Origin of the sequence: Paenibacillus sonchi (assembly GCF_016772475.1) — a bacterium.
Lineage (GTDB): Bacteria > Bacillota > Bacilli > Paenibacillales > Paenibacillaceae > Paenibacillus_AQ > Paenibacillus_AQ sonchi.
In genome coordinates this window covers 4,264,991-4,278,487 of the sequence record NZ_CP068595.1, presented here as the reverse complement: position 1 = coordinate 4,278,487, position 13,497 = coordinate 4,264,991, and the positions used below count along the sequence as shown (strand labels likewise).

General features: G+C 50.8%; 11 protein-coding genes and 1 pseudogene. 1 reads left to right on the top strand and 11 read right to left on the bottom strand.

Features of this window, described 5'->3' with window-relative positions; genetic code table 11:
- Nucleotides 1-677: 677 nt before the first annotated feature.
- The 9 genes and pseudogenes from JI735_RS18835 to JI735_RS18795 form a co-directional block, all read right to left on the bottom strand.
- Nucleotides 678-1,331 carry a response regulator gene (locus JI735_RS18835; protein WP_039838364.1) on the bottom strand — a complete coding sequence of 218 codons (654 nt, stop codon included), beginning with the start codon at nt 1,329-1,331 and terminating at the stop codon, nt 678-680.
- A gap of 29 nt (nt 1,332-1,360) precedes the next feature.
- Entirely contained in the window at nt 1,361-2,416 is a 1,056-nt protein-coding gene (locus JI735_RS18830; RefSeq protein WP_039838362.1) for a HAMP domain-containing sensor histidine kinase, read from the bottom strand.
- 2 nt (nt 2,417-2,418) lie between these two features.
- Nucleotides 2,419-3,504, bottom strand: a complete 1,086-nt coding sequence (gene liaF / locus JI735_RS18825) for a cell wall-active antibiotics response protein LiaF (RefSeq protein WP_039838360.1) — start codon at nt 3,502-3,504, stop codon at nt 2,419-2,421.
- A gap of 259 nt (nt 3,505-3,763) precedes the next feature.
- Nucleotides 3,764-3,901 carry a hypothetical protein gene (locus JI735_RS18820; RefSeq protein ID WP_020432647.1) on the bottom strand — a complete coding sequence of 46 codons (138 nt, stop codon included), beginning with the start codon at nt 3,899-3,901 and terminating at the stop codon, nt 3,764-3,766.
- Between the two features lie 163 nt (nt 3,902-4,064).
- Nucleotides 4,065-4,519: pseudogene (locus JI735_RS18815) on the bottom strand (3D domain-containing protein); the annotation flags it as partial.
- An 8-nt stretch (nt 4,520-4,527) separates the two neighbouring features.
- Nucleotides 4,528-4,917 (bottom strand): hypothetical protein, encoded by a 390-nt coding sequence (locus tag JI735_RS18810; protein ID WP_202676293.1) that lies wholly within the window; start codon nt 4,915-4,917, stop codon nt 4,528-4,530.
- Between the two features lie 140 nt (nt 4,918-5,057).
- Nucleotides 5,058-6,995 carry a threonine--tRNA ligase gene (thrS, locus tag JI735_RS18805; RefSeq protein ID WP_020432649.1) on the bottom strand — a complete coding sequence of 646 codons (1,938 nt, stop codon included), beginning with the start codon at nt 6,993-6,995 and terminating at the stop codon, nt 5,058-5,060.
- Nucleotides 6,996-7,485: 490 nt separating this feature from the next.
- Nucleotides 7,486-7,656, bottom strand: coding sequence for a type II toxin-antitoxin system antitoxin (locus tag JI735_RS18800; RefSeq protein ID WP_020432651.1), 171 nt, complete (start codon nt 7,654-7,656; stop codon nt 7,486-7,488).
- 12 nt (nt 7,657-7,668) lie between these two features.
- The gene (locus tag JI735_RS18795) at nt 7,669-8,511 is read right to left on the bottom strand and encodes an SPFH domain-containing protein (protein WP_039838359.1); all 843 of its coding nucleotides are present in this window, start codon (nt 8,509-8,511) and stop codon (nt 7,669-7,671) included.
- A gap of 161 nt (nt 8,512-8,672) precedes the next feature.
- On the opposite strand from JI735_RS18795, the gene JI735_RS18790 reads away from it, so the two are divergent.
- Entirely contained in the window at nt 8,673-8,855 is a 183-nt protein-coding gene (locus tag JI735_RS18790) for a hypothetical protein (RefSeq protein WP_039838358.1), read from the top strand.
- A gap of 101 nt (nt 8,856-8,956) precedes the next feature.
- Here the strand turns inward: JI735_RS18790 and JI735_RS18785 are convergent, their stop codons facing one another.
- On the bottom strand, nt 8,957-9,484 hold the full coding sequence (locus tag JI735_RS18785; RefSeq protein ID WP_202676292.1) for an S-layer homology domain-containing protein: 528 nt from the start codon (nt 9,482-9,484) through the stop codon (nt 8,957-8,959).
- A gap of 23 nt (nt 9,485-9,507) precedes the next feature.
- Nucleotides 9,508-13,341: a bifunctional 2',3'-cyclic-nucleotide 2'-phosphodiesterase/3'-nucleotidase gene (locus JI735_RS18780; protein ID WP_202676291.1), complete on the bottom strand. Its 3,834-nt coding sequence runs from the start codon at nt 13,339-13,341 to the stop codon at nt 9,508-9,510.
- Between the last annotated feature and the right edge of the window lie 156 nt (nt 13,342-13,497).

Below are 13,497 nucleotides of genomic sequence, written 5' to 3'. Positions count from 1 at the left end.
TTCCTCCCGCACCTTGCGCTATCCGGCAAGGGTTAATTTGTTTTCTTGGTCTTATTTTGTACTTTAAACCTTAAGGTCACATTAAAAACAATTTAAACGGAGATAAAAGATAAAAGATGACGGGTGGACCCGTGTGTCAGGCTGCACCGCTGTTAAACTCGTGTTCCTTTGAATTGATCCTGCGGGTGGAACACGAGTTTAAAGGCGGCCGTAAACTTTCCGCTCTGACACACGGGCCCCTTGCAGGGTAGCAGAGATCCGATATTCGCTATGTTATTCGCGAATGGAAGCGAAAAAAAGGCCCGGGCGCACAAAACGCGCCGGACCCTTAATTGTATTTCGTACATTTAAAATAGTGGATGTTGTCGCATCCCAAAGGTTAATTGTATTTGGTACACTTATTTTTTGGAAAAAGCATGGAAGTCAGCCTTTGACCCAAAGTTAGTTGTACAAAATACAGTAAAAATGAAATCATTGCCTCATTCACTCGAAATAGCTGTATGAAGTGCAGTTAGGCCTTTTTCCAGTTAGGTCAGGTCAAGTTACCTATAAACTATTCGCGCAAATTGCTCTATTAGTAGAGTGAACTTAAGAATTCAACCTGCTGCATTGGCGAAATCCTTGATCCACGAGGGTTTCAAACAATCAACTGGCAATTATACTAAATTTCAGCATATTCAACCCTGCGCCCAGCCTTTGCGGTGGGCATATATCGCCAGTTGGGTACGGTCATCCAGCTCGCATTTCATCAGCAGGTTGCTGACATGCGTTTTTACAGTTTTGATGCTGATATGTAGTTCCTCGCCGATATCCTTGTTGGTCTTGCCTTCGGCAATGAGGAGCAGCACTTCCTTCTCCCGTTCCGTAAGGCCGGAGGAATCTCCCTGCACCGTCCGCTGGCGGATGCCCCGGGTAAGGGCCTGGGACACATCGCCGGTCATAACCGGCATGCCGCGGAATGCACCTTGCAGCGCGTAGATCAGCTCCTCTGCCGAGACGGTTTTGAGCACATAGCTCACTGCGCCGGCTTCAATAGCATCCACGACAAGATCATCCTCCAGGAAGCTGGTGAGAATGACGATTTTGAGGCCCGGAAATTCGGCCAGTACAGCCCGGGTAGTCTCTGCGCCGTTCATCACCGGCATCATCAGGTCCATCAATACCAGGTCAGGCAGCGCCTCCTGCCCCCAGTTCCGGAGCATATTGAGCGCTTCCTGTCCGTTCGCCGCCTCTCCGATGACTTCAAACATCGGGTCCAGCATAAGATATGTTTTAAGGCCCATCCGGACCATATCATGATCATCAACAAGCAGAACTTTAATGATACTCATGTTTATCCTCCTCAGAGTTTTAATCATGGTCAGCCCTCAGCCGCACCAGCGCTCTCCAGCTCCGGACCGCCCTGCAGAAATTTGGGTATATGTACGCGGATCGTGGTCCCCGCTCCCTTGCGGCTGATGATTTCCACCTGTCCGCCGAGCTTCTCCGCCCGTTCCCGCATCGTTGTCAGTCCGTAGGAGCCTTGCTTATGCTGCACATGCTCGAAGCCCTGGCCGTCATCGCTGATGCTCAGCACCACTTGTCTCGGCACTTCGCGCAGCGACAGACTGACCATACGCGCGCCTGCATGCTTGACAATATTCGCCATGGATTCCTGTATGATCAGGAACAGCTGATGCTCAATCGCTTCGGACAGCTCTCCCTGCAGCTCAAGCTCCTTCACGCCTTTAAGTCCATTCTGACGGCAATAATCCGGGAACCATTTCTCCAGCGCTTCGAAGAGATTGCGCCCCTCCAGCTCCACCGGCCGAAGCTGGGCAATCAGGGCTCTCATCTGCTTCTGGGCCATTTGGGACATGGTAATCAGCTGATCCATAACGGTCTTGCCGTGCTCTGCGTTCCGTTCCAGCACTTTAGGCAGCGAAGAAGCGGACATATGAATCGCGAACAGCTGCTGGCTCACCGTATCATGCAAATCCCGGGCCATACGCCTGCGCTCTTCAAGTACCGCACTCTCCGCTGCCTTTTCCTTCTCGATCACTTCCTGCTCGCCTAAACGCTGCAGCAGCTGCATTTTATTCTCCACCGTGTCCATCATCATGTTGAATTCGTGGTACACTCTGGTAAAAGACTGGTCGTCGCTCTCAGGCATCCGGACCGAAAGATTGCCTTTGGCTACTTGAAGCATATTCAAGTCCAGAAGATCAATCCGCCGCTGAATCCGCTGGCCCGCCATATACCCGACAATTACCGTGAACAGTACAATCCCTATGCAGAGATACAGCCACATGCGGTAATCCTGAACCTCGATATAGCCCAGGCATGTTCCGGCATACATAAGTCCGGCGGTTACACCGCCGCTAAGAAGAAAATACACCAGCAGCATCCATTTGGTATTGCTCAGCAATTTCCCCATCCCTAACCTACCGTTTTGATTTTTATGTCGCCGATGAAGGCACTGACATTAATGCGGACTTTTTTGCCGGCTTCCTTATAATAAGGGGTCTTGCATTGGACATTGCTCATAAACCCGCTCCGTGATTGTTCCAGAACCTGCATGTCTCCGATAAAAGAGCTGCTGTTGACCTTAACTCCCAGATTCATGTCTTCCGGCACGTACACCTTGATGTCCCCTACAAAAGCAGAGATATTAATCTTGGTCTCCCCGTAAGGAATCTGCGCATTGGTCAGATCCAGCACGGTGTCGCCGATGAACTGCGAAATATTCGTATTTTTGAGCTGGAAATGATCCTTGCCCATATGAACATCCCCGATAAAAGCGGAGCGGTGCGTCGTTTCCTTAGAGTCATCCGTATCGTTAAATCTGCCATGCCATTCGCCATGCCGGCGGGCGTGGCGCTCGTGACGCTCCTGGCGTCTGCGTTCGTGCCGCTCATGCTTTTCCTGCCAGCGTGAATCTGCCGAAGAGCGGATATGCCCGTTGTCCTCATCCTCGTCTTCATCATCCTTCTGCAGATACTCGTTCCAATCCCGCTGGCCCTCAGGCTTGCCGAATTTCTGCTCGAACTGCTCATCGAGTGTGGATTCAAGAGGCTTGGGAGGTTCCACATCCAAAGAGCTTTTCCCGGGTCCCGGAGGATAAAAAGTTGGCGGTGCTGGCGGTGCCGGAGGTGCCGGAGGAACGGGAGGAGTATGGTCCCGCGGTTTGAAGATGACATACAGCCCGCCGCCGATCAGCATAACGGGTATCAGCAATTTGAAGAAATCACCTGCCGATACATAAAACCAATCCAGGTTGCGGCCCAGGAAAAACACCCCAAGCGCGAGATAAAAGAAGCCCCAAAACACAGATGATCCCTTGCCGTGGTCATTGGTGGACAGAAAATTCTGCACACCCATAACAATAAGAATAACCGGCCAATAATCGGCGAACAAGGAACCTACGTTGAAATCAGTGTACCCCATCTGCCTAAGCAGAAACATCGCTCCCAGTCCAATCAGGATCAGCCCCCCGAGGATCTGGCTGGTGAATCGTCTTTTCATCCTTCATTTCCCCTTTATATTGATGTAGCTCACTTCGTTCAATCTTATAGCCTTAGTCTACAGGAACAGGCGGCCGGAGAACAGCGCCGGGAGAAGGAAACTTGACTCAGTCTCTGGACTGAGCAGTATGGGAAATAAAGTAAATTTTGGCGCAATAAAAAGGCCGCCCCGCCGCTCAGGAACTGAACGGGATCGGGACAGCCGATTAAATAGCAGATGCAATTTGAAAGCTATCGCTCCAAAAGCTTAGACAACAGCATTACTGCTGTGGTTTTTGGACCGGTTTGGCAATACTTTGCTTCGATGCGCCGTCATTTTCAACAGCAAACTCAGCATTGAATTTTTCATTAGGTGTTTTATAGTTTTCTTGGACCTTTGGTTTTTTAGAAGTAGCCACGGAACTCACCTCCCTTGTCTCTTGGCAGCCTGAATTCAGATTGCGTCCGAGATTCTAACGAAAGAGGCTTTGCTTTGCCCCCGTCCGTATTATGAGAAAGGCAGGACCTATTTATGCATGACCAAGTGAAATAAAATTCATACTGCCGGTGTATACGGCGAGTCTAAATGACTTCCTCCAGCAGATCCTGCGGGATGGCATTATAAGTTTGGATGGCCTGCCCCAGACTCTTCAGCATGTTCTCGGTACATTTTCCGTTCCCCCGCTTAATGAGCTGAACCACTACCGTCTTTTTCCCCACTCCTTGTAGACCTGCTTGGTGGTGCTAAAATAAAGATCAATCTTCCGGCCTTTAATAGCCGAACCTGTATCCGCTACAACCGCGTAGCCATAGCCGGGTATATACAGCACGCTGCCAAGCGGAATTACTTTCGGGTCGGCGGCAATGGTCGATACGGCATTTTTATCCCGGCGGACTTTGACACCTGAATAGGTGATACCGTACTGCGGATGCTTTGCGGTTTTACCTGTAGACTCATAACCTGCTGTATAGCCTGTAGCCGTTACTTTTAAAGAAGAGATAATCTGCTCCGGTGCAGGTGCCGCTACCTGAATGGATGCCGGCCTCAGCGGCTGCTTCGCCGGTGGTTGGACTGCTTGTGGAGCTGCCGGATGCCCGGGAGCCTGAGCCGCTGCCGGCCGGCCCGATTGGGCGAGCGCCTCCGAACGGGAAACCCCTCTGGAAACGGACTCCCCTGAGCGTACAGTGCGGCTTGGCCAACCGCAAGCACGTCATTCCGAGTATGGCTGCTGGCACTGCAGAACGGCACAGCATCCTTTGTATATTGCGGATCAAGTGACATTGTTGTACTGCTTAGCTGATTTGCAGTGTCTCCCGTCCCGTTAGCTTCCACCCGCTTGCGCCCGAAATCAGGATAGACTCCGGCAGCAGTCAGCAAAAGTACAATAGTGACGAAAAGACACCAAAACCTCTGGCATAAGCCCATTTTGTTCATTAGTTAAACCTCCCCCTATTAGCGAAGGTTTCCCGTTTCACAAAATTTTATACCTGCAACCGCAAGGTTACGGACGCAGGGGGCATATGACAGAGGCTTATAAATGGCAATAACACTATCAGGATATCTGCGGCAGCAGCTTAGATTACACGCTCCGCAACTTCCTTAACCAATGTGGCGATGACTTCCTGCAGCGGCTGGGCACCGATATCGCCTTCGCCGCGTTTGCGGATTGAGACGCTTCCCGCGTTCATCTCGTTTTCGCCGACCACGAACATATAAGGCAGCTTCTCCAGCTGTGCTTCCCGGATCTTGTAGCCCATTTTCTCGTTGCGCAGGTCCACTTCGGCCCGGATTCCGCTGGCCAGCAGCTTCGCTTCAACATCCTTGGCGTAATCATCAAATGCCGAGGATACCGGAATGATCTTCACCTGCTGAGGGGACAGCCAGAGCGGCAGGGAACCGGCAAAGTTCTCCAGCAGGAAGGCTACAAAACGTTCCATGGTACCGAGGATACCACGGTGAAGTACGACCGGACGGTGCTTTTGGCCATCATCGCCGACATACTCCAGCTCAAAGCGCTCAGGAAGCAGGAAGTCGATCTGTACGGTGGACAATGTTTCTTCTTTGCCCAGCGCCGTCCGGATCTGCACGTCCAGCTTCGGACCGTAGAACGCGGCTTCCCCGTCCGCTTCAAAGAACGGCAGGCCGGCTTCTTCAGCCACTTCGCGCAGCATCCGCTGTGCAGTCTCCCACATTTCATCGTTCTGGAAATATTTCTCGGTATCCTGCGGATCGCGGTAGGACAAGCGGAAACGGTAATCGTGAATGCCGAAATCGCTGTATACCCGCTTGATCAGATCCAGTACACGGGTGAACTCGCTCTTAATCTGGTCCAGACGGCAGAAGATATGGGAATCATTCAGCGTCATGGAGCGCACGCGGTGCAGACCTGTCAACGCGCCGGACATCTCATAGCGGTGCATCGTGCCAAGCTCAGCGATACGGATCGGCAGATCGCGGTAGCTGTGCATCGAGCTTTTATAAATCATCATATGATGCGGGCAGTTCATCGGGCGGAGGACGAATTCTTCAGTATCGATCGTCATCTTGGGGAACATATCTTCCTGGTAATGCTCCCAGTGCCCGGAAGTTTTGTACAGCTCCACGTTGCCAAGCACCGGAGTGTATACATGCTGATATCCAAGGCTGGCTTCCAAATCGACGATATAACGTTCCAGAATACTGCGCAGCTTTGCGCCTTTGGGCAGCCAGATCGGCAGACCCTGGCCTACCAGCTGGTTGAAGGTGAAGATTTCCAGCTCTTTGCCGAGCTTCCGGTGGTCGCGTTTCTTGGCTTCCTCCAGCAGACGCAGATGCTCATCGAGCTGTGCTTTTTTGATCCAGGCTGTTCCGTATACACGTTGAAGCATCTTGTTCTTGCTGTCGCCGCGCCAGTAAGCTCCGGCTACATTCATCAGCTTGAACACTTTGATCTTCGCTGTGGAAGGGACATGCGGACCGCGGCAGAGGTCAAAGAACTCTCCCTGTTCATAAATCGTGATCACGCTATCCTCAGGCAGCGCCTCGATCAGCTCCAGCTTGTACGGATCGCCCAGCTCGCCGAAACGCTCCAGCGCTTCCTTCCGGCTGACCTCTTTGCGGATAATCGGCAGATTCTCGGATACGATACGTTCCATTTCCTTCTCGATCTTCAGCAGATCCTCCGGATTCAGCGGGTGCTCCAGATCCATATCATAGTAGAAGCCGTCTTCGATTACCGGGCCTACCCCCAGCTTAACCTCCTTGGTTCCGAACAGGCGCCGTACCGCCTGCGCCATCAAGTGGGCAGTACTGTGGCGCATCACTTCGAGGCCTTCCGGCGAATCCAGGGTCACGATCTCCACCAGCGCACCTTCCTGCAGCGGCGTTGCCAAGTCTACAACAACCCCGTTCAGCTTGCCTGCTGCCGCATTCTTGCGGAGCCCGCTGCTGATCGAAGCCGCTACATCGTCAATGCTGCTGCCATCCGCGTATTCCCGGACCGAGCCGTCCGGAAGCTTAATATTTACCGACATGATTATTCCTCCTGAAAGTTTTGTGAGGATCGAAAGCATCCACTTAGTTTTGTGAGCATCTGCTCCTTAGGCTATCAATACATACAAAAAACACCCGTCCCGCAAAGGGACGAGTGATTGCACCCGTGGTTCCACCCAAATTCGATTCCGAGCCTTCAAGAATCCTTCATCAGCATGGGAATAACGGCCATGAACCGGCGGTTCTTACTATCCCCTGCAGGCTGTCCGCAGACAGCACCCTGGAGTTCATAACCGCAGCTACAAAGGGGTAGATCGGTTACCGGATACCGGAGGAAATCGCAGCCTGAAGTTCCCTCTCTCTGAAGCGGCCCTATAGTAACAATCCCTATCTTTGTCAACGCTGTTAACATGAATCATGTGTAATTATAATTCTGTCTCCGGCGTTCCGTCAAGTCAATCCCTTCAATTATCATCCGCATTACCACCGCCAAAAAAAATCAGGGCAGAAGCTGCCTTCTGCCCCGCAACTCTATTCTTCCCGGCGTTTCCGTTCAGGCAAGCGGCCTGCGCGCTTCAAAGCCTCACGCAGCAAATACTCGATATGTCCGTTTACGCTGCGAAATTCTTCTCCCGCCCACCGTTCCAGCGCTTCGTGCAGTTCGGGATCGATCCGCAGCGGAAAGCTCTTCTTGGCCGCCATGATGAACCGTCCTTAGTATAACGAGCCGGCGTTAATGACCGGACTCGCTCCGCGCTCGGACACAATCGCTACCATCAGATTGTTAATCATCGCCGCCTTGCGTTCTTCATCAAGCTCTACTACACCGCTCTCTTTCAGCTGGCGGATCGCCATATCCACCATACCGACGGCACCCTCCACAATAATCTGCCGTGCGGACAGAATAGCAGAAGCCTGCTGGCGCTGCAGCATGGTGCTGGCGATTTCTGTTGAATACGCGAGATGCGTCAGGCGCGCCTCAATGACTTCAACACCGGATAAGGAAAGACGCTCCTGCAGCTCCGCTGCCAGCTCCTTGGCGATTTCATCTGAATTCGCCCGCAGGGACATCCCGGACTCGTTAAAATTGTCGTAAGGATACCGGCTGGCCACATGCCGCAGCGCGGTCTCGCTCTGAATTTCTACAAAAGCCATATATTTGTCTACATCAAACAACGCTTTGGCCGAATTGACAACCTTAAATACGATAACTGCAGCAATCTCAATCGGGTTCCCCTCGACATCATTTACCTTCAGCTTCACACTGTTGAAATTACGCACCCGCAGGGATACGGTCTTGCGGATACTGAACGGAATGACGGCAAAAAGTCCGCTGTTGACAATGGTACCGACATATTTACCAAAAAAGGTAACCACGACTGACTTATTCGGCTGTACTACCGTAATACTCGTACAAAGCACACCTGCTAAGACGAACAGGATTACGGGAACTGCAGCATAATCATAAGCTGCACCATAAATCCCCCCTGCCACACAGATGGCAATAAGCGCAATAACCAAAAAGCCGCTAACCGGATGCAATGTTTTTTCTTTCATGAAAGGCACCTCCAGAAGATATGTATTTGATATAATTATGATATCACTTTTGGATATGAATGTAAACATAAAAATCACTGCACTTTAACCGTTCTTCTTTTATAATACGAATCTATCAAGGCCATAATCTAAACTATTAATTGAAGAAGGAAGTGGAACACATGAGTGTTAAGGAACAAGTACTGGATATTATCAAAGCATCAGAAACACCGCTCAGCGCAGGCGAGGTTGAAAAGCTGTCCGGTCTGGAACGCAAAGCCATCGACAAGGCATTCACCGAGCTGAAAAAAGAAAATGCGATTGTTTCCCCGATCCGCTGCAAGTGGGAAGCTGCCGTCAAATAACGCACTCTACTCCTGCCTGAACATCAAAAGAGCTCCGCTGCCATCTAAAATCGATGGGCGGAGCTCTTTTTTGAATGACTAAGTCATGCCAGATTCAAAGCTTAGGAAGCTTTCTTCTCCAGCATACGGTAAATGATGACCGCTGCCTGTGCACGGGTAGCATCGTTCTTCGGCGCAAATTTCTTTCCATCTACTCCGTTGACAATGCCAAGCTGTGTAAGCTGGGCTACAGCCTCTTGAGCATAGGATGCGATCTTCGCCTTGTCGCCAAAGTCGGCAAGTGCAGATGCTGTGTCGATGGACTGCAATTGATCCTTAAGCGCAGCCGCGATCATAAGCGCCATTTCTTCACGGGTCACTTCTCGGCCCGGCTCGAACTTGCCGTTGCCGGAGCCTTTCACAATACCGGCGTTAACAGCAGCAGCAATCGCATCGGTATACCATACCCCTTGCTTCACATCGCTGAATTTGGTGCTTGCTCCTGAAGGAGTAAGGTCCAGTGCACGAACAAGCATCGTTACAAATTCTGCGCGTGTTACTGTTTTGTTCGGTGCAAAGTTTTTGCCGTCTATTCCTTTAATAATCCCCTTGGCCGCCAAAGCGTTGATGGCCTCCTGAGCCCAAGCCACTTTGCCCAAATCTCCAAAAGTGATTACAGGCGTTGGTGTAGGAGCCGGAGTTGCAGTTGCGGCCGGTGCAGGCGTTGCCGTTGCAGCCGGTGCAGGCGTAGCCGTAGGTTTTGGCGTTGCAGTTGGGGCAGTACCCCTCCGCCTCCGCCGCCTTGACCCGGAGCAGGTGTTGAAGCCGTCAGATTATTCGTAATCCGGCCTTCAATCGCGGCTGTAATCGGGCCGCCCTTAAACGTATTCTTAACGTAATCATAGAAGACATCCAGGTCAATCGGACCTGCCAGGGATTCACTGGCTTTGGTCAGTACACTATAGTTGTCGCCGCCCGCAGCCATGAAGTTATTGACCACTGCCGTGTAGCTTTGTGTCATGCTGATCGGCGTTCCGTCGGTTTTGGTCAGGCTGGCAATCCGGTCAGCCACCGGCAGGTACATATTTGCGGTATATTTCAGACCGGAGATCTGAAGGGTTTTGGTGTCAGCCGTTCCGTCAGCTTTGGTTCCCCATTGCTGCTGAAGCAGGGTCTTGATCTGCTCACCGGTCAGCGTCAGCTTCACCAGCGTGTTGCCGAATGGCTGGACTTTCGCCAGGTCGCCAAAAGCTACATTACCTTTCGGAAGATCGGCGCGGATGCCGCCCGGATTCATGAAGGCGAAATCTGCGCTGTTGCCTTTGCCATCTTTAAAATCAGCCTGGCGCATAGCGTCGGCAATCAGGTTGCCGAGAGGAGCTTCGTTATTGTAAGCATCCGTACGGGTAACCGAACCGTCTGTGGTGCCGACTGGTAGAGTTAACTCCGGATGAAGATTAAGGTACTTGTTCACCAAGGCCACCGTTTCAGCGTCCGGTTCCACTCCTTTTTGGAAGGTTGAGGTTACAGTAGCGGATTTGGCTTTGACATCCTTGGTTTCCGAGTCGATCACCAGTGTGATGTCTTCAAATGCTGTGCCGTAGGAATAAGCCTGAACAATCAGCTTACCGTTCACTACACCATTGGCAAGCGCATGATTGTCGCCGGCCACGATGACATCAACCGGTGAATCGGCGGGAAGAGCCTTGGCCAAATCCGCGGCTTCGCCCGTAGTCACATCCCCTTTGGTGGTTGCCGGGTCATGGGCAAGGACAATAATCGTTTCAACGCCTTGCTTCTGAAGCTCTGCAGCATATTTGCCAATCGCCGCAACCTCTTCCTCAGCGCTCAGGAATTTCACTCCGGCTGTACCGGCCGGAGATACCTTGCTTGGCGTTGCTTTGGTAACGACGCCGATAAATCCGATTTTAACGCCGCCCACTTCTTTGATGGTATAAGGTTGGATAATTGGTTTTCCGGTATCTTTGTCAACTGCATTGGCATTAATATAATCAAAATTTACAGGTGCATGGGTAATGGTGGTCTTAACAGGATCTACACCTCCATAAATTTGTGCTTTCAGCGCTGCGACGCCCTGGTCAAACTCATGGTTGCCCAAAGTTCCGACATCGAACTTCATCAGGTTCATCCATTCCAGCGTCGGTTTGTCGCGCTCCATTGAGGACACCGGAGCTGAAGCTCCTACAGAGTCTCCATTGTGGACAAGCAGCGAGTTCGCATATTGCGCGCGTGCCGTTTTCAGGTAAGTTGCCAGAATCGCAGCTGTACCCACAGCCTTATCGCCTACAAAAGACGTAGTATCCAATTGGCCGTGGAAGTCATTGATTCCAAGAATATGAACCTTAACATCACCGCTCAGATCGAGGTTGTAAATTTCAAACCCTTTATCGTTCTGTGTGCCGGTATCCGTAATTTTATCATCCTTGCGCAATACATTCTTAGCCTTCGGAGAAGAGGTGAAGGTTACTTTGACATCCCCTTTGATCGGCGCAATGGACCAGTTGTTGTCGGCAGGCTGATTCACAGTACCTGCTTCCTTGATATAATCCATCAGAATCTGACGGTTTTCTTCCAGCGTATCAATGATCAGTTTGCCGTCTTTGATAGGGAAGTTACCGCCGCCGCTCGCACGGTAGTTATTGGTAACCACGATGAATTTCTGATTCATATCTAGCGGTTTGCCGTCATAAGTAATGGAAGTTATCCGGCTGGAAGAACCGTCATTAATCGTTCCATCCGTTTTGTATTTTGCATTTTTGGTCACATCAATCTTATATTTAATTCCGTCAATAACGTCGAAATTATATACGGCGAACTTGGAGTTGAGCAGCTCCTGCGGCGTAGTAACTGCCGGATCGATGCGGTTGAATGCCCCCGCACTCATCTCTACCCATTCTTTTACCGTAGCGCCGCTGACCTCGACCGCTTTCAGCGTATTATCGTAGAGGTACAAGTCACTTGCACTGCGAATGGTCAATGGTCCTGCTTCGATTTCCGTATACTCTTCCGGACCGTTGCGTCCGGCCTTGAAGGGTGCTCCTACACTAAGAATGGCCTTCCCCTTGTACTGGGCCAAAGAGGGATCTGTATTAATCAGATTCTCGACATAACGCTTCTGGGCATAGGTTACGATCTGAACGGTCGGATCATCCTGCACCAGAGCAAAAAAGCTGTTCATAGGTACGGTTGTTGTGCCGAGCGTTTCATTGACGTACTTCATTGTGGCCTGATGATTGGCAGCAACAGCCGCGTCTACCTCAGGGTCCGGTTCCACATTGGAAATATTCACTTTGTTCTCGGTTCTGTAAATCGAACGTGTCGAGGAAGTGGAAGCGGATTTGTCCACCTTCCAATGCCCGCTCTTAGCCGGGTCCGGACTAATGGCAAGGTCGATCAGGCCCAAATACCCGCCGCCATAACCGGCTTGAACTGCGGGAACGCCATTAATTTGGCCTTTGGCATTGTCAATGCCGGGCAGCTCGTTGCCAGCGGCATCCTTGAATGATGCATCCAGTGCTTTCACATCCGCCGCAGGGAATACCTTATGGGTATGGGAGAACGTAATGGCATCAATGCCTGCAACCTTGCTGAGCGCATTAATGTCATTTTCAGAGAAGTCTCCTTCCACAGCGGACCCGTCAAAACCGGTATGCGCCATAGCTACGATAACATCGGCACCTTCAGCCTTCATTTGCGGAACAAATTTGCTGGCTGTCGCAGCAATGTCTTTAGTGATGACCTTGCCTTCCAGGTTGGCTTTGTCCCAGTCCATGATCTGCGGTGTCACCAAGCCAAGAAGACCGACCTTGATGGTCTGCTCTACTCCGTTGCTGTCTTTGACCTTTTTATCCAAAATCTTGTATGGCGTAAAATAGTTCTCATCATTCTCAGGATTGTTATCCTTGTCATCCACATACACGTTTGCATTCAAATAAGGGAACTTCGGAAAATTATTAGAATGGCTGTAAGTAGCATAGGTTGCAGATGTTACGCTCTCCAGATAATTCAGACCATAGTTAAATTCATGATTGCCAAGCGTTGCCGCATCATAGCCCATAATATTCATAGCCGCAATCATCGGATGAATCTGGTTCAGCTTGCCCTCCGGATCAGCCTGCTTCGACATGTATGTGCCAAGCGGTGTGCCTTGAATCAAATCGCCGTTATCGAGTAGAAGATTGTATGTTCCTTTCGGCTCTGCCTTAGCTTGTTTTACCAAAGTCGCCGTCCGGTCCAGCCCCACTGTTAACGATGCATTGTCCTTAAAATAATCCCAGCCCATCACATTCGTGTGAACATCCGTGGTGCTCATCAAACGCAGATTAATTGTCCCTGGAGTTCCCGGATCAACCGTTTCAGCGCCTGCGGCTTCTGCCTTGCCTGCTCCCAAAACCGGAACTGCAAAAACTCCGCCCAGCACTTGTGCTGCCAGAACGGTGGTCGCCAATATCGAAGCTATCGGCTTGTTCCAACTTCTTTCTCCCATAAGTCAGATATCCTCCCCATATGTTTCGTATTCCTACTTATGCTGACCGCAAGATTGTATCATACCCAAAATTATGAATCTAGCAAAATGCATTAACTCTAAGTAATAGTTGTGTAAAATATCACATTTCAACCGTTAATTTTGGGTAAAATGCCT

Excerpts from the sequence above, each read along its gene's own strand:
- liaF (WP_039838360.1), bottom strand. The coding sequence starts at position 3,504 with ATGAAAAGACGATTCACCAGCCAGATCCTCGGGGGGCTGATCCTGATT.
- thrS (WP_020432649.1), bottom strand. The coding sequence starts at position 6,995 with ATGTCGGTAAATATTAAGCTTCCGGACGGCTCGGTCCGGGAATACGCG.
- JI735_RS18835 (WP_039838364.1), bottom strand. The coding sequence starts at position 1,331 with ATGAGTATCATTAAAGTTCTGCTTGTTGATGATCATGATATGGTCCGG.
- JI735_RS18795 (WP_039838359.1), bottom strand. The coding sequence starts at position 8,511 with ATGAAAGAAAAAACATTGCATCCGGTTAGCGGCTTTTTGGTTATTGCG.
- JI735_RS18810 (WP_202676293.1), bottom strand. The coding sequence starts at position 4,917 with ATGAACAAAATGGGCTTATGCCAGAGGTTTTGGTGTCTTTTCGTCACT.
- JI735_RS18790 (WP_039838358.1), top strand. The coding sequence starts at position 8,673 with ATGAGTGTTAAGGAACAAGTACTGGATATTATCAAAGCATCAGAAACA.
- JI735_RS18830 (WP_039838362.1), bottom strand. The coding sequence starts at position 2,416 with ATGGGGAAATTGCTGAGCAATACCAAATGGATGCTGCTGGTGTATTTT.
- JI735_RS18780 (WP_202676291.1), bottom strand. The coding sequence starts at position 13,341 with ATGGGAGAAAGAAGTTGGAACAAGCCGATAGCTTCGATATTGGCGACC.
- JI735_RS18800 (WP_020432651.1), bottom strand. The coding sequence starts at position 7,656 with ATGGCGGCCAAGAAGAGCTTTCCGCTGCGGATCGATCCCGAACTGCAC.